At 54.1% G+C, this 22491-nt stretch carries 26 protein-coding genes; 7 read left to right on the forward strand and 19 right to left on the reverse strand.

Annotation, left to right across the window (positions count from 1 at the left end; all coding sequences use genetic code 11):
• Positions 1-385 precede the first annotated feature (385 nt).
• Positions 386-1672 (reverse strand): hypothetical protein, encoded by a 1287-nt coding sequence (locus E3E25_RS03970; protein ID WP_167891906.1) that lies wholly within the window; start codon positions 1670-1672, stop codon positions 386-388.
• A gap of 53 nt (positions 1673-1725) precedes the next feature.
• Complete coding sequence (locus E3E25_RS03975; RefSeq protein WP_167891907.1) at positions 1726-2199, reverse strand: DUF1858 domain-containing protein; 474 nt, start codon at positions 2197-2199, stop codon at positions 1726-1728.
• Positions 2200-2310: 111 nt separating this feature from the next.
• On the opposite strand from E3E25_RS03975, the gene E3E25_RS03980 reads away from it, so the two are divergent.
• The 3 genes from E3E25_RS03980 to E3E25_RS03990 are packed head-to-tail and all read left to right on the forward strand — an operon-like array spanning position 2311 to position 5038.
• Entirely contained in the window at positions 2311-3645 is a 1335-nt protein-coding gene (locus tag E3E25_RS03980; RefSeq protein ID WP_167892664.1) for a DUF438 domain-containing protein, read from the forward strand.
• Between the two features lies 1 nt (position 3646).
• Positions 3647-3958, forward strand: a complete 312-nt coding sequence (locus tag E3E25_RS03985) for a cupin domain-containing protein (RefSeq protein ID WP_167891908.1) — start codon at positions 3647-3649, stop codon at positions 3956-3958.
• Between the two features lie 3 nt (positions 3959-3961).
• The gene (locus E3E25_RS03990; RefSeq protein ID WP_167891909.1) at positions 3962-5038 is read left to right on the forward strand and encodes a Xaa-Pro peptidase family protein; all 1077 of its coding nucleotides are present in this window, start codon (positions 3962-3964) and stop codon (positions 5036-5038) included.
• Here the strand turns inward: E3E25_RS03990 and E3E25_RS03995 are convergent.
• Positions 5035-5496 (reverse strand): Lrp/AsnC family transcriptional regulator, encoded by a 462-nt coding sequence (locus E3E25_RS03995; protein ID WP_167891910.1) that lies wholly within the window; start codon positions 5494-5496, stop codon positions 5035-5037. The genes E3E25_RS03990 and E3E25_RS03995 overlap by 4 nt on opposite strands.
• 117 nt (positions 5497-5613) lie before the next feature.
• Between E3E25_RS03995 and E3E25_RS04000 the strand changes: the two genes are divergently transcribed.
• Positions 5614-6957, forward strand: coding sequence for a leucine/methionine racemase (locus E3E25_RS04000; RefSeq protein ID WP_167891911.1), 1344 nt, complete (start codon positions 5614-5616; stop codon positions 6955-6957).
• A 76-nt stretch (positions 6958-7033) separates the two neighbouring features.
• Complete coding sequence (locus E3E25_RS04005; RefSeq protein WP_167891912.1) at positions 7034-8335, forward strand: uracil-xanthine permease family protein; 1302 nt, start codon at positions 7034-7036, stop codon at positions 8333-8335.
• Between the two features lie 35 nt (positions 8336-8370).
• On the opposite strand, the gene E3E25_RS04010 is transcribed toward E3E25_RS04005, so the two are convergent.
• The 16 genes from E3E25_RS04010 to E3E25_RS04085 form a co-directional block, all read right to left on the reverse strand.
• Positions 8371-9015: a DUF996 domain-containing protein gene (locus tag E3E25_RS04010; protein ID WP_370456642.1), complete on the reverse strand. Its 645-nt coding sequence runs from the start codon at positions 9013-9015 to the stop codon at positions 8371-8373.
• A 54-nt stretch (positions 9016-9069) separates the two neighbouring features.
• Entirely contained in the window at positions 9070-9672 is a 603-nt protein-coding gene (locus E3E25_RS04015) for a DUF996 domain-containing protein (protein WP_167891913.1), read from the reverse strand.
• A gap of 81 nt (positions 9673-9753) precedes the next feature.
• Positions 9754-10464: an NADH-quinone oxidoreductase subunit NuoI gene (gene nuoI / locus E3E25_RS04020; protein WP_167892666.1), complete on the reverse strand. Its 711-nt coding sequence runs from the start codon at positions 10462-10464 to the stop codon at positions 9754-9756.
• A gap of 5 nt (positions 10465-10469) precedes the next feature.
• On the reverse strand, positions 10470-11654 hold the full coding sequence (locus tag E3E25_RS04025) for an NADH-quinone oxidoreductase subunit D (RefSeq protein WP_167891914.1): 1185 nt from the start codon (positions 11652-11654) through the stop codon (positions 10470-10472).
• A 10-nt stretch (positions 11655-11664) separates the two neighbouring features.
• Positions 11665-12258, reverse strand: a complete 594-nt coding sequence (locus E3E25_RS04030; protein ID WP_167891915.1) for an NADH-quinone oxidoreductase subunit C — start codon at positions 12256-12258, stop codon at positions 11665-11667.
• A complete protein-coding gene (locus E3E25_RS04035; protein WP_167891916.1) occupies positions 12249-12839 on the reverse strand; it encodes an NADH-quinone oxidoreductase subunit B family protein in 591 nt (196 codons plus the stop codon). Before E3E25_RS04035 ends, E3E25_RS04030 begins: the two co-directional genes overlap by 10 nt.
• Before the next feature lie 10 nt (positions 12840-12849).
• A complete protein-coding gene (locus E3E25_RS04040) occupies positions 12850-13743 on the reverse strand; it encodes a respiratory chain complex I subunit 1 family protein (RefSeq protein WP_167891917.1) in 894 nt (297 codons plus the stop codon).
• On the reverse strand, positions 13744-15588 hold the full coding sequence (locus E3E25_RS04045) for a proton-conducting transporter membrane subunit (RefSeq protein ID WP_167891918.1): 1845 nt from the start codon (positions 15586-15588) through the stop codon (positions 13744-13746).
• Positions 15585-17072 (reverse strand): proton-conducting transporter membrane subunit, encoded by a 1488-nt coding sequence (locus tag E3E25_RS04050; RefSeq protein WP_167891919.1) that lies wholly within the window; start codon positions 17070-17072, stop codon positions 15585-15587. The genes E3E25_RS04045 and E3E25_RS04050 overlap by 4 nt, the downstream gene beginning before the upstream one ends.
• Positions 17069-17413, reverse strand: a complete 345-nt coding sequence (locus tag E3E25_RS04055; RefSeq protein WP_088866403.1) for an NADH-quinone oxidoreductase subunit K — start codon at positions 17411-17413, stop codon at positions 17069-17071. Before E3E25_RS04055 ends, E3E25_RS04050 begins: the two co-directional genes overlap by 4 nt.
• Complete coding sequence (locus E3E25_RS04060) at positions 17410-18117, reverse strand: Na(+)/H(+) antiporter subunit B (RefSeq protein ID WP_167891920.1); 708 nt, start codon at positions 18115-18117, stop codon at positions 17410-17412. Before E3E25_RS04060 ends, E3E25_RS04055 begins: the two co-directional genes overlap by 4 nt.
• 2 nt (positions 18118-18119) lie before the next feature.
• On the reverse strand, positions 18120-18404 hold the full coding sequence (locus E3E25_RS04065) for a DUF4040 domain-containing protein (protein WP_014788046.1): 285 nt from the start codon (positions 18402-18404) through the stop codon (positions 18120-18122).
• Positions 18401-18802, reverse strand: coding sequence for a monovalent cation/H(+) antiporter subunit G (gene mnhG, locus E3E25_RS04070; RefSeq protein WP_167891921.1), 402 nt, complete (start codon positions 18800-18802; stop codon positions 18401-18403). Before mnhG ends, E3E25_RS04065 begins: the two co-directional genes overlap by 4 nt.
• On the reverse strand, positions 18799-19053 hold the full coding sequence (locus tag E3E25_RS04075; protein ID WP_167891922.1) for a monovalent cation/H+ antiporter complex subunit F: 255 nt from the start codon (positions 19051-19053) through the stop codon (positions 18799-18801). The genes mnhG and E3E25_RS04075 overlap by 4 nt, the downstream gene beginning before the upstream one ends.
• On the reverse strand, positions 19050-19556 hold the full coding sequence (locus E3E25_RS04080; protein WP_167891923.1) for a Na+/H+ antiporter subunit E: 507 nt from the start codon (positions 19554-19556) through the stop codon (positions 19050-19052). The genes E3E25_RS04075 and E3E25_RS04080 overlap by 4 nt, the downstream gene beginning before the upstream one ends.
• Before the next feature lie 267 nt (positions 19557-19823).
• The gene (locus E3E25_RS04085) at positions 19824-20324 is read right to left on the reverse strand and encodes a hypothetical protein (RefSeq protein ID WP_012571457.1); all 501 of its coding nucleotides are present in this window, start codon (positions 20322-20324) and stop codon (positions 19824-19826) included.
• A 187-nt stretch (positions 20325-20511) separates the two neighbouring features.
• On the opposite strand from E3E25_RS04085, the gene E3E25_RS04090 reads away from it, so the two are divergent.
• A complete protein-coding gene (locus E3E25_RS04090) occupies positions 20512-21771 on the forward strand; it encodes a radical SAM protein (protein WP_167891924.1) in 1260 nt (419 codons plus the stop codon).
• A gap of 49 nt (positions 21772-21820) precedes the next feature.
• On the forward strand, positions 21821-22483 hold the full coding sequence (locus E3E25_RS04095) for a hypothetical protein (protein WP_167892667.1): 663 nt from the start codon (positions 21821-21823) through the stop codon (positions 22481-22483).
• Positions 22484-22491 lie beyond the last annotated feature (8 nt).

Consider the following 22491-nt stretch of genomic DNA (forward strand, 5'->3'; position numbering starts at 1 on the left):
ACAAAACTCCTGAAGGGACGGCTTGATGCAGATCTGGCTTTGAGACCGTAATTTTATGGGTCCATCAACTCAGAAAGTGGCTGAAAAGCTCTCATTTGACGGGGCTCTGAAAAGCGTCCGATTTTATCTCTCTTGTCTTTTTCAGCTTTTTTAAGGGACTTGTACCGTATAAAAGGGACGTCCTGCTTTTTTGCATACTCGTGCTTGAACGGGCACAACCTAAAAATTCTTATTGAAAAACCGGGTTAAAAGCCAGAATTTTTTCAAAAACCTGATCCGGTATATTCATTATCTTGTAAAAGACGTGTAAACGCACAATCAGAAAATTTCAAACCGTCAAAACCCTTCAAAAAATTTGAAAATAAAAACGTCTGATTTGACCGGTTTAGTCCAAAGGAACCCTGTTATCCAGGTTTTTCTCGTACCGCCTCTCGAAGTACTCCCTGAGCTCCCTCGCGAGGTCCTCAAGGTCGAAGATGTCCATATCGACCGCCATGAGGAGGTCCTCAGGCTCGGCGTCGTAGATGTTCTGCTTTATGTACTCCGCGTGAGTGTCTCCCTTTATCGCGTGGAGCATCATCGCTATGCTCACCGGAGCGGTACCCCCAGTCAGGTGGAAGGTAACGTTATCACTTTCCCTCTCGATGAGCTCCCTTATCTCGGATTTCGCTATGGCCTGGAAAATACTCTTAACGTCGTTGGGGTCGCCAACATTGACGAACTTTACCGTCACGGTTCGCTCCCAGTTTCCAATCGTTTCGGCCTCCTCACAGGGCCACTCAACCCTGAAGGAAACCCCGAGGCATTCGCTCGCCTTTTTGAAGAACTGCTGGAGGATGTCCTTGACGTCACTCTCTACTCTGAAAGCGTTGCATTCTTTCCCTTTACATTTCGTGTGAACCGGGGTAACCACTAGGTAGAGCCTCTCAAGAGAGTCACAGGAGCTATGGTATGCCATGGAAACGTAGAGGGGGAACAGGGAGACCGGTACCTTCCTTCCGTTTACCTCAATCTCCCTGTTACGTTTCATGTCATAGCAGTCGGCCTTGCTGAGGGCCTTCCTCCAGACCGGGCTGGGACGACTGAGGGCGTAAACAAGGTACCTTGCCTTCCTTGGCAGGTTATCCTCGCCCTCTCCTTTCTCCGGGGGTTTTTGTGCAGGATAAGCGAAGGCTGTCGCAAAGATTATCGAGAGGAAGTATAAGATGGTTCCCCCAATGAACCAGGGATTTCCCGCTTCCAGTGCATCGGGCAACCATGCGGTTAGAATTATTGCAAAGAGAACAAATATGAACAGGCCGTAGAGCGAGAGGGCAAGTTCGCCTATGAAAAACCTGGAAAGGAACAGCCTGACGAAGTTTCCGAGGGAGTTCCTTCCGCTCTCTTTCAGACTCCAGCCCGAAAGAAGCGCGAGGACAAAGGAGGTTATCATCACACCAAACGTAACCACGGCGAAGACCGAATAGGCGGTCGGCGAGAAGAGGGCCGGTTCTATGTGACTCACAACCCACTCCTCCATCCTGAGGAAGAACTCTGAAACTCCCCCGGGGAGCCAGTTGAACGCTCTCTGTGCCTCCATCAGGGAGGCGTTTTCAAGGAACATCACAACGGACGGAACCAGGAGAAGAACCGAGGCGAAGAGCTTCCTTCCTGCATTCCCCCTATTCCCCATGGGACCACCGAAAAAAATATGCCTAAAAACTTAAAACCCTTCCGCTTACCCATTTATCTCGCGAGAGACCTTATCTCCTCCATCATTTCCTCAAAGCGCTCGTCGCTCATTCCAATGAGCTTCTTTGCTTGCCTCAAGTTTATCGTCCTCGCGAGGGTCTTCCTCATCATGGGGTTCTCAAGGGGCGAAAATCCATACTTCACGAGTATTTTAAGTGATTCTGGATATGCCTTCAGGAGTTTGGCCACGTTGGTTTCCTCCGTTATCTCCTCAAGCTTATCGTCGCACTCCTTAGTTTCTATGCTAAGTCCCCTTGATTCTTCGGTTTTAGTAACCCTCAGCACGAAGAAGCCAGAGGCCTCGCCGACCTCTATCCTATAGCCGGCATCCTCAAGTTTTCCCAGCATGTCAACGAAAGGTCTGTCACCGATTACCTCAAGAGTTTCCCCTACTTCGAGCTTGGAGAGGGCTTCCATTATCATAACAGCCGGTTGAGGGGGCTGCAATCCACGAACATCGAGTATCATTGTCCTTCACCGTTCAATTTTATGACGTGCGGCATATAAACTTTGTTGGGCAGATATGCCCAGCAATGCTTATAAACGTTTTATATGACACTTGTCATGAAGGTGGTAAAGATGACTGAGTTGCTGAAGAATCGCGAGTACAAGAAGGAGCAGCTGAAGAAGCTTCTCCTCAGGATTCATGAAGGGGAGGACGTTAACGAACTCAAGGAGGAGTTTAGGGTAGTGTTGAGCGGTATTTCCCCCCTTGAAATTCCAATCATAGAGCAGGAGCTTGTAAAGGAGGGGGTCTCTGCTAAAGACATTGCGAAGATGTGTGATTTACACGTCGAGCTGTTCAGAGAAGCGGTTGCCGGAACGGAGGAGCTTGAGGAAAAAGATTTACCTGAGGGGCACCCGCTCAAGACGCTCTACCTTGAGAACAAGGAGATTATGAAAGATTCTGAGATGCTCAACCTCTACGTGAGGACTTTGGCGACTACCAAAGATGAGCGCATGAAAGCTGAAATCCTCGGTGTCTTGGAGGAGATAGTGGGCAACCTCAGAAAGGTCGGCTTCACCCACTACAACAGGGAGGAGATGCTCACCTTCCCCTACATTGAGCGGAGAGGTCTTACGGCAATAGCCACCGTTCTGTGGACGAAGCACGACGAAATCCGGTTCATGATAAAGAGGCTCGCCGAACTCCTGAGGAAAAGGAATGAGATGCCCTGGGAAGAGTTCGTTGAGCGCTTTAAGGAGAAAGCCGGAGAGGCTTCGTTCGCGCTGAGCGACATGGTTTTCAGGGAGAACAACATCTACTATCCCACTCTTAAAGCCCTCCTCTCAGACGGAGAATGGAAGGCAATAAGGATGCAGGAAAATGAGTTCGGTTACTACAAGGTTAATCCGCCGGAGTGGGATCCCGGAGTTGAGCCCCTCCACCCTTGGGAGATTGATCCAGAGCTGAGCGTTGAAGAACTGCTGAACCTTCCAAAGGAAGTTCAGCAGGCCCTGAAAGGCCGTCCTCTGGAGTTTGACAAAAGCCAGCTGAAGCGCGAGGGCGACATCGACCTCGGAACCGGCTACGTGAACCTTGAGGAACTCAAGGCGATATTCGAGGCCCTTCCAGTAGATATAACCTTTATAGACAGGGACGACAGGGTTCGCTTCTTCTCTCCGGGAGAGAGGATATTCGCTAGAACTCCCTCGGTCCTCGGAAGACCGGTTCAGCTCTGCCACCCGCCGAAGAGCGTCCACATCGTCAACAAGATACTCAGGGCATTCAAGGAGGGCAGGAAGAGCGAAGCCACCTTCTGGCTCAGGCTCGGGCCGAAGTATGTTTACATCAAGTATGTGCCGCTCTTTGACAGCGAGGGCAACTATCTGGGAACCCTCGAAATGACAATGGACATCGAGCCCTACAGGAAGATTGAGGGCGAGAAGAGACTGCTGGACTGGAGGGACTGAGATGAAGGTCGTTGGGGTCGAAGAGGCCGATAGGGTTGAAAATCCTCACGGGGTGGACGTGAGAAAGCTGATGGACGAGGAAAGTGCTCAGATATTCTACATAACCCTGAAGCCCGGGGAGAGTCTGAAGAGACATACAACGCCGGTTGATGCGTTCATCTACGTCCTCAAGGGCAGGGGCATCGTGGAGGTCGGTGATGAAAGGACAGAGGTTAAGAAGGGAACCGCCGTACACCTCCCGAAGGGAGTACCGCATGCGGTCTCCAACGGGGGGAGCCTCGACATGGCATTCCTCGTTATCAAGGTGGTGTGAAAGATGAGGGGTGACCCCGAGGTATTTCGAAAACGTGTGGAGCGCTTTCAGGGACTCCTGAGGGAGAATGACATCGACGGGGCGGTCATAAGAACCCTCTCCAGCTTCATATACTTCACCGGCACCAAGTGGCTCCGGCCGAGCCTCCTCATCCCTGCCGAGGGAGAGCCGGTCGTTTACGTTGTCAAAGGCGAAGCGGAGCTTTTCCGGGAGAAGAGCTGGATTGAAAACATTGTGGAGTTCCAGAAGGTGGAAGACCTGATGGCCGGCGTCGTGGGCTGGATACACCGCAACGGGATGAACCGTGTTGGACTCGAATTTGGCATAGAGCGCGACGCTTATCTGATATTCCTCAAGATATTCGAGCGTCTCAATCCCACCGTGGAGATAGTGGACATCCTCGACCTCACGATGGGCCTGAGAATGATAAAGGACGAGTGGGAGCTGGACAACATCAGAAATGCAGGGAGGATAGCCAGTAAAGGAATGAAGGTCGCCGAAGATGTCATAAAGCCTGGGATGAGTGAGCTTGAGATAGCGGCAGAGGTGGTCAGGGAGCTCATGCTGAACGGCAGCGAAGACCCGAAGGTTTACGTTTCCGTGACGCCCAGAGCCCATGCCGAACCGTTCCGCGACCTGAGGGTTCCGGAGAACGGCGTCGTTACCATCGTCATCGGGGCGGACTGGAACCACTACTACGCCAACATGGCGAGAACCTTCATCGTCGGAGAGCCAGGGCGAAGGGTCAGAAGGGCCATCGAGGCCAAGGAAGAGGCCTACAGGATTGCACTTGAGGAGACAAAGGTAGGAGTGCCAATCAACGCCGTCGAGAAGAAGCTCGCGGAGTTCTTCAGGGGGAAGGGCTTTGGAGAAGCTTACATAGCCGGCTACACCCACGGCGTTGGTCTTCTCATAGAGGAGCCGCCAATAACCACAATAGTCGTCCCCCAGAGGGCGGCGAAGGTCCAGGAGAACATGGTTCTGACGATAATACACCCGCCCCTCATGATTCCTGAGGGGGCGATAAAGCACGAGGACACCTACATAGTGAAGAAGAACGGGCTGGAGAGGGTCACCTAAAAGACCCTCGCGTAGCCCCATTTGCGTACGCTCGTCAGGATAGAGGTTTCAGTACTCCTTATTCCCTCTATTCTTCCGAGCTTCTCAATGAGGAAGCTCTCCAGCTCCTGAAGGTCCTTAACGGTCACCTGCATGAGTATGTCGTGCGCCCCGGTTGCTATGCCTAGGACGTCCACCTCCGGCAGTTTGCTAAGCTCTTCCGCCGCTTTCTTCACCCTGCTTGGCTCGACATCAACCGCTATAAAAGCAACGATTGAGTAACCCGCTTTAAAGGGGTTTATCAGCGCCGCGAACTTCCTGATGACGCCCCGCTCCATCAGCTTCTTCACACGGAGCCTGACCGTCGATTCCGGAACCTTTAGACGTCTGGCTATCTCCGAGTAGCTGGCCCTTCCGTCCTCCTGAAGGATGTGGAGTATCATCCTGTCCAGCTCGTCAAGATGCTCATCAGTACGCATTTTTTCACCTCAATTTTTGTCGATATTTTGCTATCCTTTTAACTTTTTCTGCGAAATTAGCAAAATTTAGGCGAAATTGCTATTAATTTCAAACGCATATAGCAGTACGGTGAGAGCATGAACTATCCCCGAAGGAAGGAGGAGGTCGTGGAGCGCTATTCGAGAGTTTTTCCAAGGTCTGCAAGGGTCACCTATGCCCCCATTGTGGGCGTTAAAGCCCGAAACGCCCTCGTCTGGGACATCGAGGGCCGGGAGTACATAGACTTCCTGAGCGATGCGGCGGTGCAGAACGTCGGTCACAACAACCCCCGTGTTGTCCAAGCAATAAAAGACCAGGCGGAAAGGCTGATACACTTCACCTTCATCTACGGCTTCCCGGTTGAGCCGCTCCTCTTGGCTGAGAAGCTGGCCGAAATTGCCCCCATCGAGAGTCCGAAGGTCAGCTTCGGGATGAGCGGGAGCGATGCCAACGATGGGGCGATAAAGCTCGCGAGAGCCTATACTCGGAGGAGAACGATACTCAGCTACCTCAGGAGCTATTATGGAGCAACCTACGGCGCGATGAGCATAACGGGCCTTGACTTCGAGGTTCGCTCCAAGGTCGGCGAGCTCAGCGGGGTCCACTACATACCGTATCCCAACTGCTACCGCTGTCCCTTTGGGAAGGAGCCAAAGACCTGTAAGATGGAGTGCGTCTCCTACCTCAAGGAAAAGTTCGAGGGAGAGGTCTACGCCGACGGCGTTGCGGCCCTCTTCGCCGAGCCGATACAGGGAGATGCGGGAATGGTAGTTCCTCCGGAGGACTACTTCAGGAGGGTGAAGAAAATCCTCGATGAGCACGGGATTCTCCTCATAGTGGACGAGGTTCAGAGCGGCATGGGGAGAACCGGCAAATGGTTCGCGATAGAGCACTTCGGGGTAAAGCCAGATGTCATAACGCTCGCTAAACCCCTCGGCGGGGGTTTGCCCATAAGCGCGATAATAGGGCGCTCCGAGGTTATGGACTCTCTGCCGTCTCTGGGCCACACGTTCACACTGAGCGGCAACCCCGTGACGAGCAGGGCAGCTTTGGCGGTTATCGAGGAGATCGAGGAGAAGGATCTTCTCAGAAGGGCGGAGAAGCTCGGAGAATACACCAGAAAGCGGCTCGAAGATATGAAGGAGGAGCACGAGCTCATCGGCGATGTTCGGGGTTTGGGTCTGATGCTCGGCGTTGACCTCGTGAAGGACAGGGAGACCAAGGAGAGGGCCTACGAGGAGGCCAGAAAGATCGTCTGGCGCGCCTACGAGCTGGGTTTAGTTCTTGCGTTCCTCCAGGGCAACGTGCTGAGGATTCAGCCGCCCCTCACGATAGAGGAGGAACTCCTGGAGGAAGGCCTCAACAGATTGGAACAGGCCATAGCCGATGTTGAGGAGGGCAGGGTTCCGGACGATGTCCTGACGAAGGTTCAGGGCTGGTGATTGATATTTTTTTGTCTATTTTTTCCACTTCCGAAAGCTTTTTAAACAAACCCTTACACAGATTGAGCGGGCTTCAATGGAAACCCTTGAAACCATGAAAGGACCGGTACTGAAGGTTGGAATCGAGGATAAGGTTGGACCTTCAAAGGCTTTGGTTTTTGGCCTTCAGCACGTTCTCGCGATGTTCGGTGCCACCGTCACCGTGCCCCTGGTTGTGGGAGGTGCACTTGGCCTGAATGGCGACCAGATAGCCCTCATGATACAGGCCGTTCTGCTGGCGATGGGGATAGCGACTCTCCTCCAGACGACGATGGGTTCGCGCTACCCGATAGTGCAGGGCTCAAGCTTCGCCTTCATTCCGGGGCTGATAGCCATAGGCTCTTCCCTCGGAATGGCCGCTGTGCAGGGTGCGCTGATCGTTGGGGGCCTGATAGAGGCTGCCATTGGATGGTTCGGGATAATCGGGAAGGTCAGGAAGCTCTTCACCCCGCTGGTCACAGGGATTACAATAACGCTGATAGGCTTCAGCCTGGCCGACGTGGCCGTAAAGAACTTCTTCAACTTCTACGCCGACCCCTCAGGGGAAACTATCATCAAGGCCACCCTGGTGGCAATGATAACCTTCCTGACGACGGTCTTCGTGGCCCTTAGGGCGAGTGGGAGCCTGAAGGCGATGCCCGTCGTTGTCGGTGCAGCTGTCGGCTACATCGTGAGTGTTCCCCTCGGTCTCGCGGACTTTGGACTGGTGAAGAGCCTGCCGGTTGTGAGCATCCCAAGGCCCTTCCCGTGGGGCAGTCCGGTCTTTGACACAACCGCAATAATCCTGCTCCTCTTCGCATTCATGGTGAGCATCATAGAGAGCGTCGGGGACTACCACGCGATAGCGGCCGTTACGGGCTCCGAGATAAACGAAAAGCGGATAGCGAGGGGAATAGGCAGCGAAGGCCTGGCCTGCTCGATAGCGGGCCTCCTCGGGGCGTGCGGGACGACGAGCTACTCCGAGAACATAGGAGTCGTGGCGCTCACCAAAGTGGGCAGCAGGTACGTGGTGCAGATGGGGGCGGTTATCCTCATACTGCTCTCGCTGGTTCCCAAATTCGCTGGAATACTGGCCTCAATGCCGGCGCCGGTTCTTGGGGGTCTGACCTTGGCCCTGTACGGAATGATCAGCGTCACCGGCTTGAGGCTGATAAAGGAGAGGGTCGAGTTTAACGACAGAAACACCCTTATCCTTGCCGCTTCACTCATAGCCGGTCTCGGCGCGCCCCAGTTGCCCCCGGAGTTCCTGGCGGCGTTTCCAAAGGTCATAGCCAGCATACTGGAGTCAGGAATGGCCGTTGGAGCTTTGACGGCGATAGTCCTTGAGAGAATCCTCTGACTCCCTTTAAATTTTTAAAGAAAAGCAGGGAGAGCTTAGACTATCGGGGAGTCCATGGGCATGTCCGATGGCTTCTCTTCCAGCTCCTTCGGCATGTTGGAGAAGCCCAGTATGACGAATATCCTGCCTATGAACATAAGCAGAAATCCCACGAGAATAATGGCCGTTATCGCTCCCCACTTATACCAGGTGGAGGCATCGCGGAACTCTTTGGTGCCAGTTATCTCGTACATTGCTCCCCAGGTCTTCATCTCGAAGTACGCAACGACTATCATTACCACCAGGAAGAACAGAAAGACGCCGGCTATCACGAAGGTAGGTGAGCTATGCTGGACTTCATGGGGAGGCATCACAACCGTTTCTCCCTCAGGTGTTGTCACTAAGGAATGCGTCTCTTCGATAACACCGAAGCCACTGAACGCAAAGAGGCTCGTGAAGACCACGATGGCAAATATAACAACCACTCCTATCGCGGAGATGAAGGCAAGGAGGTAGTACTTGAATGGCCTGTCATCTTTGACCTTGTCCCCAATTCCTTTGAGCGCGACCAGCACCAAAATAAATCCAACCAGAGCAAGCACGCTTCCCAGGTACGGGACGAAGGCACCGACGAGGCCTATGATCGACCCCCACACTCCAAGATTTTTCTCACTGCTGACGTCTATTCCCACGGACACCACCGGAAATAAAAACGGCGTTCATTCTTAAAAGGCTTACCTGAAAAAGTGGGAAATTCAGAGGGCGTTTATAGTTTCGGTCTGGGGCTTTCCTTCCAGCTCCTCCGGTAGCTTCGCGAAGGCTATTATCTGGTAGACGGCCGCAACGAAGAGGAGCAGAATTCCAACGAGGAGTATCGCGGTTATTGCCCCCCACTTTATGAAAGTTGCAGTTTTGTCGAACTCTTCAACGCCCGTTAGCTCATGGGTGACCCTCCAGGTCTTTACGGCGTAGTAGATGCCGACCACGAGTGCGGCTAATATGAGGGCCATCCCGAGGAATATCATCCCTATGCCCAGGGCCCCCAGAACCTGCTCCGGGGTTTCGTTGAAGGTCATGCCGGTGCTTGCCATCGCAACGATGCCTACCGCCATGAAGATTATCGCAATGACCGCTATGCCTATCGTAGCTATCACCGAGTAGAGGTAGTATTTGAAGGGTCTATCGTCTTTGAGTTTGTCTCCGAGGCCTTTCAGCGCTATCAGTACGAGTATTTCCCCGACGAGTGATAGGCCTCCAGCCACCATCCCCCAGTAGGGGATGACGCCGGTAAAGCTCCCGACAAGAATCAGGACCGAGCCTATAAGCCCAAGATTCCTCTCGCTCCTCAGCTCCACCATGTGACCACCAGAGGTTAGTCGGAATTAAAACTTTAAAAGGTTACGCTGGATACTGTCCGGGAGAAAAGGAAGAAAAGGAATTCACTCCTTCTTCTCCACCTCGGCCTTCTCGTCTGATGGTTCATTCTTCTCGGCCTGCTTGGGGGCCTCTTTCTTTTCCGGGGCCTTGGCAGGCTTCGTCGCTGGCTTTGCTGGCGTAGGTTTCTTGGGCGGCCTCAGGCCGTAGCCGAGTATCTTGAACTCTATCTTGGAGCCGTCGCGGAGGTGGTAGATGTGTGTGCCGTCCTCGCGCTTCTCGATTCTCTCAACCGGGAAGCGGTAGTCCCCGAACTTCTCGTTCAGCTCCTTCATCTTGTCCGGGTGTATGGGCACCCAGTCGTAGAGCTCCAGGTCCTCCTCAAAGCCGCCGGTGGTCAGGTAGTAGTTCTCAGTGAAGCCCAGCGCTCCCGTCGGGCAGACGTCAACGCAGAACTGGCAGAAGGTGCACCTTCCGTAGTCCACCTTCGGGTGCGGCCTCTTCTCCATCTTGCCGTCCACTTCTATCCAGGTCATCTCTATGGCCCTCGCCGGGCATATCTGGCCGCAGAAGTTACAGCCGACGCAGGTCTTCCAGTTCAGCGTGTGGAATCCCCTGTACTTTGGTGCCGGCTCTATCTTCTCGAAGGGTATCTTTATCGTGACCGGCCTCTTGAAGAGGTACTTGATGCCCATCCACGGCTTGACGAATGACTTCTTGAGCTTGACCTTCTCCTCGCCGACGATCCTAACCTTTGGCTTCTCAACGCTCTCCATCTTCATCACCTGTCTATGTCCGGCGGGCAGTTGTCAAGGGTCTTGAGGATGACCGGAACGTCCGCCAGGCGCGCTCCCTTCAACAGCTCCTCAAGCACGGTAACACCGTGGCTCTGGCTCGGTCCGCGAACGTGGACGCGGTACGGCTTGTGGGTTCCGTCACTGACGACGTAGGCACCGAAGTCACCCTTCGTGCTCTCAACGTGGGCGTAGGCATCTCCCTTCGGCGGCTTGAACCTCGGCAGGGCCTTTAAGCGGGCGTCCTTCACCATGTACGGCCCACTCGGCGGCCCCATGTCAAGGAGCTGCTCGAGGATGTAGAGGTCCTGCTCCATCTCGTACCTCCTCACGAGGACCCTCGCGAGGCTGTCGCCCTCCTTTAGGACTGGCACCTCGAACTCGAGCTCTGGATAGAACAGATACGGGTCGTCCTTCCTGACGTCGTAGGGGACTCCGGTAGCTCTAAGGTTCGGCCCGGTGACGGCATGCTTGAGGGCAAAGCGCTTGTCCATTACACCGACTCCCTCAGTCCTCTCAAAGGTGATGTAGTTGTCAAAGAGTATCTCGTCGAAGTCCTTCATCTTGCCCTTGAGGTACTCGACGGTGTCCCTGAGCTGTCTTAACCACTTGTCTCCCGGTATGTCCCTTCTAACACCTCCCGGCACGGTGTAGATGTGATAAACCCTGCCGCCGGTGAGCTCCTCGAAGAGGCGCATAAAGCGCTCACGATAAGCTGCTGCCCACTGGCCCGCTGTGTAGAGACCTATCTCGTTTCCAAAGCCCATAATCCAGAACATCCAGGCGCTCATCCTGGCCATCTCAAGGACTACCGTCCTTATCCACTGGGCCCTCTCCGGAACCTCCCAGCCGACTATCTCATCAACGGCCATGGAGTAGATGTTCTCCGGAACATCGCTCTCGGGAACACATATACGGAGGAGCAGGGCGATGTTGGTAAAGTAAGGCCTCTGCTCTGAGAGCTTCTCGAAACCGCGGTGGAGGAATCCGGGGTTGACTATGGCCTTCTCAATTCTGCTTCCGTCCATCTTCAGGATTATGCTGAAGTTCTCGGTGGCCATGTGCTGTGGTCCGAAGAACAGCTCGTAGGTGTCCTTGTCTATGGGGTGAAGGTACATGTCGTGGGCCTTTGCCTCTTCCTTAAGTTCCTTCGGGACTTCTAAATTCGCCATGATCATCACCTCATATCACGTAATTGGTCTTGCTCTCGTCGTATCTGTCAAAATCCTCGCCGTAGATCGTCTTGACGTAGCCTATCATATTGAAGTCCTTTCTGAGCGGGTGCTTCTCGTACTCCCTCGGCTCGAGGATGAACGGACCGAGCCTCGGGTTGCCCTCGAATATTATGCCGAAGAACTCGTGTGCCTCCCTTTCGTAGGTCTCGGCAACAGGCCAGATATCCATGACGGTGGGCATCTTTGCGTTTTCCCTGGGTATCCTCGTCCTCACGAAGGCGTGGACGCTTTCACTGACGCTCCAGAGCTGGTAGACGAGCTCGAACTCACCCTCCTTGAGCCAGTCGACGACGCTTATCTGAATGAGCATCTCAAACTTCTCGCTGGCGAGCTCGAGGAACTCCTTTATCCTCTCAGCGGGGACCTTGAACTCAACGCGCTTTCTCCTCCTTACGCTACCCTCGGCGTAGGGTGCCTTTTCAAGCACCTCCGCGACAAGCTTTCCTTCCCGGGTATCGGGGAGCTTTGGAGTCACTTCCGGAACCTCGTTTTTCTGCTCCTCGACCTTCTCCTCCACTTTGGGTTTCTCGTTCATATCCATGCCAGCCACCTCCTGGCGTCCTTCTCGCGCCATCCTTCACCGAAAAGCTCGTCTTGGTTCTTCCTGTAGTACTCGTAGTTCTCCCTATAGCGCTTCCAGCCATCTGCAGTTCCGTCTTCTATCTTGCGCATTATCTCCATTATTCCGTCCATAACCGCCTCGGGTCTGGGCATGCAGCCCGCTATTGCCACGTCAACCGGCAGGTACTTGTCGAACTGCTTGACCACGTTGTAGGAATCCCAGTAAACCCCACCGTTTATCGGGCAGGAGCCGTGTATGAGGATGTACTTTGGATCCTGCATCATCTCGTAGGTTATGATTATCCTCTTGAGGGTCTTTGGCGTTACGTAGCCCGTGATGAGGAATAGGTCACCCATCCTCGGTGCCGGGTTGGGCATTATTCCGAAGCGCTCGAAGTCGTAGCGAGCAGTGGCCAGCGGCGGCATCTCGATACCGCCGCACCCGGTACAGAAGGCCACTATCCAGAGGCTCTTCTTCCTGGCCCACTTGAACAGGGGCTCGAAGAGCTTGAACTCCTGGAGCTCGTAGTTTATGAACTCGTCATTCTTTCTCTCGCTCATCCACATCACCTCACATCGTCAGGAGCACGGCTATTATTCCCAGTATGGTCGGCCACTTCCAGAAGAACTTGGCCGCCTGGTCGATGGTAAAGCGCGGGTAGATGCTGGCCACGAATATCGCTATGAAGAGCACTGCTATCTGCTTGATGAGCAGTTCGAGCAGGTTGCTGGCTCCGCCGAGGAAGAGCACGACAAAGAACGCTGTCTCCGCGAAGAGCTGAACCGCATGCTGGGTGAAGAGCAGTGCCGCGTGCTTGCCGCCGTACTCGACCATGGGACCCATCGAGATTTCCGCCGGAGCGGTGATTATGTCGAAGGGCTCGAGGCCGAGCATCGCCTGGAAGACTATGTCAAAGACTATCATTGCAACGAACAGCGCAGGAACGAGGATGCTCCACCCATGGGCCTGCTGGAGTGACACCAGCTCGTTCAGCTTGAAGGTTCCCCAGTGCTGGATGATGGCTATCAAGGCGAGACCGTAGGGCAGCTGCATGGCCACCATGGTGAGCAGACCACGCTGGACACCGACGGCTGAGTAGGGGTTGCCCGAGCTCATGGCACCGAGCATTATGCCGAGCATCGGTACCTCAAGGAGGTAGGCAACCACGATGAGGTCGGCATTGGCGCTGAAGAGGCGGAAGCCCGCGAGGGGAATGAAGAGCAGCGCTGCGATGCTGGCTCCCAGGGCGAATACCGGCCCGAAGTCGTAGATGAATCCATGAGTGACGCTCTCCTTCTTGCCCAGTAGCTTGAGGGTGTCTATTATCGGCTGATATATTGGCGGTCCAACGCGGCGCTGGATCCTTGCCATGGCCTTTCTCTCAATGCCCATGAAGATGAAGCCCATGAAGGTGGCGTATATCAGCATTCCTATGACTTCCAGGATGAGCTTCCAGTCAAGCATTCACAACACCCCCCACAGTGCGAGTATGAGTAGCACTATCGCCAGGTACCACGAGTAGCTCTGGACGTTGCCGTTGTAGAACGACTGTCTGAGCGAGTCGGCGAAGTCCTCCGCTATGCCCGCCAGGCGCTCGTAGAACCTGTCCCAGCTGTACTTGAGCCAGAACTCCAAGGCCTCGGCCAGTGGTCTGTAGAAGTTCTTTCTGATGCTGAGGTTGAACTCCTCCGTGACAGGGTTACCCGACTGGTATGTGTTCGTCACCTTTATCTTCCTCACCTTGGCGCCGTAGAGGTACACCAGTCCGGCTATGGCCAGGCCGATTGTGAGGGCTATCGTCACAAGCAGGGCGTTGTAGGTTCCGGTGGGGGTAACGAGCTTGTAGTAGTCACCGCCGACGATGTCCCCTCCGAGCATTCTGTTGAGGTACTTAGTGACTATTCCAGGGGCAACACCGAAGAGGAGGTTGGGAATCGCTAGTATGGCCATGGCTATCAGGAGTGGCAGGGGAGCCTCCTTGACGTCCTCAAGGTCGCTCGGCCTCTGACCGAACCAGACCGCGTAGAGGAACCTGACCACGTAGGCGAACGCTATACCGCTCCCAAGGAATATGGCACCTGCAACTAGCGGCATGTGGGCACTTATGGCCGCCTCATAAATGAGCCACTTGCTCGCGAAGCCCGCCAGCGGCGGGATTCCGGCGAGGCTCAACACCGCTATCAGGCCCATCGCAAAGGTGAAAGGCATTTTCTCAGCAAGACCCCCCATGTCCTTGAACTGGGTCTTTCCGGTTTGGAGGATTATCGCAGCTGTTACCAGCCAGAAGAGGCCCTTGAAGACCGCGTGGCTGAGCACGTGGAAGAGGCCTCCGGCAAAGCCGAGGCTGCTACCGAGTCCGAAGGCGAGCAGTATGTAGCCGACCTGGCTGACGGAAGAGTAGGCGAAGAGCTTTCTGATGTCCTCCTGGAGGACCGCTAGGAAGCCTGCAACGACTACTGTTATCGCCCCTATCCACGCGATTATGTACGCGAAGGTCAGGTGTCCGTGGAAGGTTCCAAGGGCCGCGTAGAGCTTGTAGCCCATGAGGATGTATAGCAGGAGAAATCCATAGGCTCCCGCCTTACTGAGGGCACCGCTGAAGAAGGCAGTGTAGCTCTGGTCGGTCTCGCTGTAAGCTCCGGGCGCCCAGACGTGGAGTGGAACAGCACCGGCCTTAACTCCGAACGCTGTCAGGAACAGCCCGAATATGAGGGCGGTCTCGGCGGTGCTTATCGCTCCGAGGCTTGCGTCAATGTAAAGGGCCTGCCGTATGGTGGCGAAGTCTAGTGCTCCCGTTTTGGCGTAGAGGATGCCTATCGCTATCAGCATCGCATAGGCTCCGATAACACTCAGCACGAAGTACTTGAGGGACTCGTGCTTGTTCCTCCTGATGACCATCATGAAGCTGGCGAAGGTCATCATCTCCCAAAGCAGGAAGAACCCCACGAAGTCCTGGCTCAGGAAGACGCCGAGGACGCCTGTGTAGCTCATGAGTGCGAAGAGCCAGTCGTAGGAGCTCTTTGAGGTTGATGCCATTCCAAGGGCCATCGCAAGGCCCACCAGCGAGGCCACCGCTGCGAAGTACCAGCTCATGGTGTTGAGCTGGAACTGCAGGGTGAACCCACTCACCGTAACCGAGTAGTTTACCGCCTCGTTCAGGACGGTGGAGTAAAGCTTGGCTAGGTACGCGAGGGGTATCGCCGCGCCTATGAGGCCCACCGCTTCCCTCACACCCTTTATATCGAGCGCCCACGCTATGACTCCAGCTATCAGGGGCGCAAAGATTATGATGAGGAGTTCGTTGATCATGCTCCCACCCCCATTAGTGGCACGTTCTTAACGTACTGGGCAACGTTGAAGATGTCGTTTCCGGCCTTCTGGGCAAGGTTCCAAGCGTAGTCTGGGTAGATTCCTATCACGACCACGAGGGCCGCGAGGAACAGTACCATGAGGCCGATAACGATGTTCTCGTCTATTCTCTCCCCGTCTCCTTCGAACCAGATTGTGTGGAGCAGCCTGAAGTAATAGACGGCCTCCACGACGCTTGCGGTGAGCACCAGGACAGCCGCCCAAGTGTAGCCCACCTGGAGGGTGGCGAGTATTATCCTGACCTTGCTCCAGAATATGTTGAACAGCGGTATTCCCACGGTGGCTATGGCGCCTACTGAAATCACGAAGGCAGTCAGCGGCATCCTCCTTCCAAGTCCCCTAAAGTTCTCAATCTCCGCCCCTCCGAGGGTCATCGCAACGTAGCCGACCGCGATGAACAGCATGGCTTTCACGATGGCGTGGTTTATCATATGGAAGACGCCGGCGTCAACACCGCTCTGGGTTCCCAGGGCAAGGGCGAGTGCGATGAGGCCTATCTGGGCTATACTGGAGTACGCTATCATTCTCTTGACGTTCCTCTGCCTGAGCGCGGCGAGCTCCGCAACGATTACCGTGAGCGTCGCCAGCACGACTAGGAGCTTTAGAACCGAGCCCCAGCTTCCAACGTCCTGCATCAGGTAGAGGATCCTGGCCATGGCGTAGAGGCCCGCCTTGACGACAAAGGCCGAGAACATGACGGTCACCGGGTGCGGAGCGGCCTGGTAGGCATCGGGGGCCCAGGCGTTGAGCGGGAAGAGCTCCGCTTCAACGGCTAAGCCGAAGATTATCAGCGCCAGTCCCACCTGTGCGACGGTCGGATCCATTGTTGCCGCCAGCTGCGCTATCTGTGCCATGTTGAGGGTTCCGAGGGAACCGTAGATGAGTGCTATGCCCACGAGGAAGAAGCTGGAACCGATTCCGCCTAGGATTATGTATTTCATGGAGGCCTCCGCCGCTTCACCGGTCTTGTTGTAGGCGGTTAGGGCATAGGCGCTGATTGCGGTTATCTCCATGAAGACGAAGAGGTTGAAGATGTCTCCCGTCGCTATCATTCCAGTGGCTCCGAGCATGAGGAGCAGGAAGAGCATGGCGTACTTGTCTATAGGTTCGACTTCGATTGCCCTGAGGCTGAAGACCGCCATGAGGAAGCTGATTGCTGCAACGATGAGCACGAAGAGTGCCGCGAAGTGGCCGAAGTACAGGTTGATTCCAACGGGTGGCCTCCAGCCACCGGCGATGACGATTATCGGCTGCCCCGTGGAGTAAACCCACTGGAACACCCACGCGGCTATTCCGGTCTGGAGTGCGGTGACCGCTATGAGGAAGTACTTGATGGCGCTCTTTCCTGCGCCCTTGAGCAGGGGCACGAAGAACGCGCTGATGAGGGGTAGCGCTATGAGCAGAGCGGTGTACTGCCCGTTCATCCTCTCAACCTCCTTATCTCCTCGATGTTAAGGGTTCCGTACTTCTCGTAGATCAGCATGGCGACGCTAAGGGCCATGGCGGTGGTGGCGACGCCTATAACTATCGCGGTGAGCACGAGAGCCTGCGGAATCGGATCAACGGCCTGATTTGGGCCGATTCCTTCGCTCAGTATGGGTGCACTTCTTCCGGAGACGTAGCCCACGCTGATGAGGAGCAGGTTCACGCCGGTCTCCATTATGCTGAGTCCAATGAGTATCTTAAGCAGGTTCTTCTTGACGAGTATCGCGTAGAGGCCTACGAGGATGAGAGCTATGGCACCGAAGTAGTAGACGCTGATCATTCGCTCACCTCCTCTTTGAGCATGTTGTCGATTATGCCGCTGAGCTCGGTGCCGACCTTCAGGCCGATGATAGTGTAGATTATCGGTATGAAGCCGCCGCTGAGGAGCCTTCCAACGTTCTCCGTGCCGAAGTTCCAGGTCTGCCATATCCAGTCGAAGAGGAAGTAGCCGCCTATGGAGAGACCGATGAGGCCGACGATAACATAGCTCATTCCGGCTATGCCTTCCGTCTTCTCGAAGCCTTTGTGGGGTATCTCATAGGTTATGAACGCCAGGTATAGCAACAGGAACGCGGTGGCTATGGTGGCTCCGCCCGGGAATCCTCCTCCCGGTGTGAGATGTCCGTGGATGAAGATGTAGGCACCGAAGAGCATCACGAACGGCACGAGGAGCCTGGTTCCGGTGGTGAGGACTATCGAGCCCTCCGTCCTTGCGGTTCTCTCTTTCTTTCTCCTCCAGAGGAGCGCTCCAACGCCGGTTGAGGCTATGAACAGAACCGTGACCTCACCGAGGGTATCGAATCCACGGTAGTTGACGACGACAGCTGTTACCGCGTTGACGGCTCCGGTCTGCTGCTTCACGTTGTCGAGGTAGTACTGACCCACCAGCATTTTGTCCTGACCGAAGGGAACTCCGGCGAGACCCTGGGCGAGCCAGTAACCCACGATGAGGAGCAGGATTATAGCGAGTGCGCGCTTGAGCATTTTCACCACCTCACCCACCAGCCGGGCTTCTCTTCCTCTTCCGTCTCAAAGCGCTGGGTCCTCTTGATGGCGAAGATGAATATCGCACCGCTGAGCGCTGCGCCTATGGCTGCCTCTGTCATTGCAACGTCTGGCGCCTGTAGCATGAAAAACAGCAACGAGGCGAATAGACTGACCGCAGCCATTCCAACGGCCGCCGCTAGGAGGTCTCTCCACTCCACCGCGAGAACCGCGGAGATTATCATTATGCCCACTATGATGTACTCGATGCAGGTTATGCAGTTCATTCCTCACCACCCTCCTCAGCAGGTGTTTCTTCGACTTCCTCCCTCTCCTTGGCCTCCAGGTGCTCCCTGTACTTGTCAACAACGCTGCCCTCCCAGAGGGGTATGCCGCTCTTGTAGGCTGCCCTTATAAGCGCGTGGGCGCTTATCGGGTTGGTGAGCAGGAGAAAGACGGCTATAACTATGGTCTTCGTGAGCCAGGGAATGCTTCCGAAGTCGGTGCCGAGCGCCCAGATGCCGACGCCCACCATGACGCCGAGGCTTCCAAGGGTCGCGCTCTTGGTTGAAGTCTGCATTCTGTTGTAGACGTCCGGCATTCTGATAAGACCTAGCGCTGATAGAAAGTAGAAGAACGTTCCCAGCAGCACGAGGACTTCACCGATGGCTGCCAACGCATTCATAGGCCTCCCTCCATGTAGCGTGCGAAGGCTATGACCCCACCGAAGGCGAGTATTGCGTAGACCAGAGCAACGTCGAGGAATATCATTCTCTGGTAATAGAGCGCGAAGAGAACCATGAGCCCCGTGGTTATTGTGGTCATGATGTCAACGGCAACGAGCCTGTCAACCGTGGTCGGACCTCTGAAGACCCTGTAGGTGCTGAGCAGGGTCGCTATCGCTATAAGCGCGAGGTAGATATTTATCCCTATCATCCGAAGATCACCTTTAGGAACTTTTCAAAGGGCTGGGTTATGTTCTTGGAGGCGCCTTCAACGGAATCGTCCTTGACGTCTATCCAGTGGATAAAGTACTTGTCACCGTCTACGTCAAGGGTTATGGTTCCCGGTGTCAGGGTAATGGAGTTAGCCAGGCTGAGCTTTCCAACGTCGCTTTCGAGAACGGTCCTGCACTCAACGATTCCTGGATTTATCGGTCTCTTAGGATGCAGAACCCTATAGGCAACGTCGAGGTTCGCCATTATCATCGCCCACAGGAAGTAGGGGATGTAGGCTATTGCGTATGCTATCCTCTTGGGGTTGAGGTTGGCGAGGCCGTTCGTTGTGAATATCTCGTAGGTGAACGCACCGACGATGAGCGACAGTAGTAGGCCGATTTCCAGTTCCTGTGTGTCCAAACTGGCCGTTAGAAACAGCCATATCAGGAACAGTACGATAACCGTGTACAGATAGCGGCTTATCCTGCTTGCTTCTCCCATTCGACAACCCTCCGCAGGTTGATGGAAGTGCTCCCAATAGAGTTAAGCGAAGCTAATTTTTGGTTTTAAACAATGGCTTATAAACGTTACCTACGAAGAACAAAGGTTTAAAACGTTTGGTTAAAATAAGGGCATCAGACTTGTTCTCTGATGTTAGAAAGGGTTCCTCATGGCGCATGACTTCAGAAGAGCCATGAAGTTCCCAAATTTGTTTACAGAAGGTTATGAAAAAGTGATGAAAATTTCAATCAAAAATGAGGAAATCCCTCAGTAGATGGATATCCTCTTGACGCCCTCAAGCTTGGAGAGCTCGTTGATGAGGTCACCGGGAATCGGCTTCTCGGTGATTATCGTGAGCGTTGCCTCCGGATAGAGTTCGGGATCTTCGGCAACAACTTGGATGATATTTATGTCCCTTTCGGCTATCTTCTGGGCAATCTTGGCAAGTATACCTATCGCCCTGGGTTCGGGCTCAATCTCTATGACGCCGTAGCCGACGTGCCTTCCAACGTACTTCATGTGAACCGTCGGCTCAAGGTTTGTGTATATCTCCTTCAGCTCGGGTATCTTGAGTATCATACCGACGGTCTCCTTGACGACGCGTCTGTCCACATCCAAGGCCTTGGCGATCTTGGTGTACGGAACCTCTATGTCTCCAGCTTTGATCTTCATGTCATCGGAAACCCTGAGGCCGTACTTTAGGAGTGTCTTGGCGATCTGCTTCCTCACGGGATACTCATCAAAGTAATGCTCGATCTTTCCCCACATCACCATCACCCACACTAGTCCATCACTAGACTGTTTAATTCAATAATATTAAAATGTTTCCATGTTCGCATGATGGCAAAAGGCCTCTCCTTAAAAATCTTTGGGCGGGATTGGGCATAATGCCACGTTGATGGACGGATTTTTTATCCATCGGCGGATTTTTAAAATCTCTGCGAAACCTGGAAACATGATCGAGGTAAGGCTCCCCCATACTCATTTTGAAGACACTGGTGAGAGTATCAGACTGGTATGGCGCGAGACACTCTATGCTGACTTTGATAAGGATGAGCTTGTAAGGGTAATCAAGCGAAAATATCGCGTGAGGGCTGAGATAACTGCAGGAAATGGTGCCCTTTTGGTGAACACGGACTATCCTGAGGTGGAGAAATACATTGCCCTCTACATCCAGAACAACCTGGGGGCACTGTTAAGAAACAGATACACGAAACGAAAGGTGGTGTACATCCATGAGGGCATGGATGTTCCCCTTCTCGGTTATAACGCCTTTGGTCTGATTGACAGGGGAACCAACCTCATCCAGATCCGTGGCGTTAGTGGTTGCAACCTCAGCTGTGTCTTTTGCTCCGTTGATGAAGGGCCGTACTCAAGGACGCGGAGGCTCGACTACGTTGTGGACATAGACTACCTTATGAAGTGGTTCGATGATGTTGCGAGGATAAAGGGAAAAGGCCTAGAAGCCCACCTTGATGGGCAGGGGGAGCCACTGATCTACCCCTTCAGAGTGGAGCTTGTGCAGGCTCTCCACGAGCATCCAAACGTCTCTGTAATCTCGATGCAGAGCAACGGAACGCTTCTGAACGATAGGCTCGTTGAGGAACTCGCCGAAGCAGGCCTCGATAGGGTCAACCTCTCCATTCACTCCCTCGACCCTGAAAAGGCCAAGATGCTCATGGGAATGAAAAACTACGATCTTCAACACGTTCTCGACATGGCTGAAGCCCTGGTCAATGCGGGAATAGACGTCCTCATAGCCCCCGTCATAATATTCGGCATAAACGACGACGAGGCAGAGGCGTTCATCGAGTTTGCAAGGAAAATCGGCGCCGGGAAGCGCTGGCCGGCTCTCGGCTTCCAGAACTACATCCCGTACAAGTTCGGCAGGAACCCGACGATAGCAAAGCTTGTTCCCTTCAAGGACTTCTACGCATGGCTCAGAAAACTCGAGGAGAAGACCGGCATAAGACCGCTCGTCCTGAAGCCAAAGCACTTTGGAATGGAAAGGCGTGAGTTCATTCCCCTAGCCTTTCGTCCCGGGGAAATCGTCAGGGCAGAGATCGTTCTCCCGGGGAGAATAAAGGGTGAGATGCTGGCCAAAGCCAGGAACAGACTCATAGAGGTCATAAACACAGACGCAAAAGTCGGCGACAGGGTGAAGGTTAAGATCGTCAGGACGAGACACGGGATTTACATAGGGACTGAAGTTTGATGAGATAACTTTTTAAAGTAATAATGAGAACGATATTCCGGTGGGTAGGATGAGACGCATCCTCGTTGTTCTTGGGGTCGTGATACTCATTGTACTTTCCGTTCTCGGTGTTGCCACGGCAAGCGAGTCCTATGTTCTCTCGGAATACTCTGGGGCTGTCCAGCATGGGGGTGCGACGATAGTTGATAAAAACTACGGCTGGAAGAGCGCTCCCCAGAATCCGAACGTGGTTTACATTGCCGTCTGGGCCCCGGAGCCATACCGGGATTACATAGAGAAAGCTTTGGTTAACGTCTCTGAAATGCACGGCCTGACGGCAGTGATTGATCTGAACATTACCAGACATGACCTTAAGGGCAGGGTTGTCCTCGTTTACATCCCAACGGTTGGAAGAGAAGATTATCTAATATCCACAGAGCGCTCCGTCTCGGGGGTGCTCTACTACTCCTACGCCGGTGACGCAAAGTCTGCCGTTGATGTCATCAACAACGGCACAGTTTGGTCAGAGAGCGAGATAGACAAGACAGCTCAGAGGTTTTGTCATGCGAGTATTGTAAGAATGAACGAGCTTAGGATTGCCAACCAGACCTGCGCCGTCGCCTACTGGTGGAACCTCAGGGCAAAGGTTGGGAAGCTGAGGGAAGAAAGCCCCTACGAAATGATAGCCAGAGAGATCGCTTCCCAGCTCAATCAGTTCCTTGAAAGCGACTGAGGTGCTCA

The sequence above is a fragment of the Thermococcus sp. MAR1 genome (assembly GCF_012027305.1).
In the GTDB taxonomy this organism is placed as follows: domain Archaea; phylum Methanobacteriota_B; class Thermococci; order Thermococcales; family Thermococcaceae; genus Thermococcus.

Excerpts from the sequence above, each read along its gene's own strand:
- E3E25_RS03970 (WP_167891906.1), bottom strand. The coding sequence starts at position 1,672 with ATGGGGAATAGGGGGAATGCAGGAAGGAAGCTCTTCGCCTCGGTTCTT.
- E3E25_RS03975 (WP_167891907.1), bottom strand. The coding sequence starts at position 2,199 with ATGATACTCGATGTTCGTGGATTGCAGCCCCCTCAACCGGCTGTTATG.
- E3E25_RS03980 (WP_167892664.1), top strand. The coding sequence starts at position 2,311 with ATGACTGAGTTGCTGAAGAATCGCGAGTACAAGAAGGAGCAGCTGAAG.
- E3E25_RS03985 (WP_167891908.1), top strand. The coding sequence starts at position 3,647 with ATGAAGGTCGTTGGGGTCGAAGAGGCCGATAGGGTTGAAAATCCTCAC.
- E3E25_RS03990 (WP_167891909.1), top strand. The coding sequence starts at position 3,962 with ATGAGGGGTGACCCCGAGGTATTTCGAAAACGTGTGGAGCGCTTTCAG.
- E3E25_RS03995 (WP_167891910.1), bottom strand. The coding sequence starts at position 5,496 with ATGCGTACTGATGAGCATCTTGACGAGCTGGACAGGATGATACTCCAC.
- E3E25_RS04000 (WP_167891911.1), top strand. The coding sequence starts at position 5,614 with ATGAACTATCCCCGAAGGAAGGAGGAGGTCGTGGAGCGCTATTCGAGA.
- E3E25_RS04005 (WP_167891912.1), top strand. The coding sequence starts at position 7,034 with ATGGAAACCCTTGAAACCATGAAAGGACCGGTACTGAAGGTTGGAATC.
- E3E25_RS04015 (WP_167891913.1), bottom strand. The coding sequence starts at position 9,672 with ATGGTGGAGCTGAGGAGCGAGAGGAATCTTGGGCTTATAGGCTCGGTC.
- nuoI (WP_167892666.1), bottom strand. The coding sequence starts at position 10,464 with ATGGAGAGCGTTGAGAAGCCAAAGGTTAGGATCGTCGGCGAGGAGAAG.
- E3E25_RS04025 (WP_167891914.1), bottom strand. The coding sequence starts at position 11,654 with ATGGCGAATTTAGAAGTCCCGAAGGAACTTAAGGAAGAGGCAAAGGCC.
- E3E25_RS04030 (WP_167891915.1), bottom strand. The coding sequence starts at position 12,258 with ATGGATATGAACGAGAAACCCAAAGTGGAGGAGAAGGTCGAGGAGCAG.
- E3E25_RS04035 (WP_167891916.1), bottom strand. The coding sequence starts at position 12,839 with ATGAGCGAGAGAAAGAATGACGAGTTCATAAACTACGAGCTCCAGGAG.
- E3E25_RS04040 (WP_167891917.1), bottom strand. The coding sequence starts at position 13,743 with ATGCTTGACTGGAAGCTCATCCTGGAAGTCATAGGAATGCTGATATAC.
- E3E25_RS04045 (WP_167891918.1), bottom strand. The coding sequence starts at position 15,588 with ATGATCAACGAACTCCTCATCATAATCTTTGCGCCCCTGATAGCTGGA.
- E3E25_RS04050 (WP_167891919.1), bottom strand. The coding sequence starts at position 17,072 with ATGAACGGGCAGTACACCGCTCTGCTCATAGCGCTACCCCTCATCAGC.
- E3E25_RS04055 (WP_088866403.1), bottom strand. The coding sequence starts at position 17,413 with ATGATCAGCGTCTACTACTTCGGTGCCATAGCTCTCATCCTCGTAGGC.
- E3E25_RS04060 (WP_167891920.1), bottom strand. The coding sequence starts at position 18,117 with ATGCTCAAGCGCGCACTCGCTATAATCCTGCTCCTCATCGTGGGTTAC.
- E3E25_RS04065 (WP_014788046.1), bottom strand. The coding sequence starts at position 18,404 with ATGAACTGCATAACCTGCATCGAGTACATCATAGTGGGCATAATGATA.
- mnhG (WP_167891921.1), bottom strand. The coding sequence starts at position 18,802 with ATGAATGCGTTGGCAGCCATCGGTGAAGTCCTCGTGCTGCTGGGAACG.
- E3E25_RS04075 (WP_167891922.1), bottom strand. The coding sequence starts at position 19,053 with ATGATAGGGATAAATATCTACCTCGCGCTTATAGCGATAGCGACCCTG.
- E3E25_RS04080 (WP_167891923.1), bottom strand. The coding sequence starts at position 19,556 with ATGGGAGAAGCAAGCAGGATAAGCCGCTATCTGTACACGGTTATCGTA.
- E3E25_RS04085 (WP_012571457.1), bottom strand. The coding sequence starts at position 20,324 with ATGTGGGGAAAGATCGAGCATTACTTTGATGAGTATCCCGTGAGGAAG.
- E3E25_RS04090 (WP_167891924.1), top strand. The coding sequence starts at position 20,512 with ATGATCGAGGTAAGGCTCCCCCATACTCATTTTGAAGACACTGGTGAG.
- E3E25_RS04095 (WP_167892667.1), top strand. The coding sequence starts at position 21,821 with ATGAGACGCATCCTCGTTGTTCTTGGGGTCGTGATACTCATTGTACTT.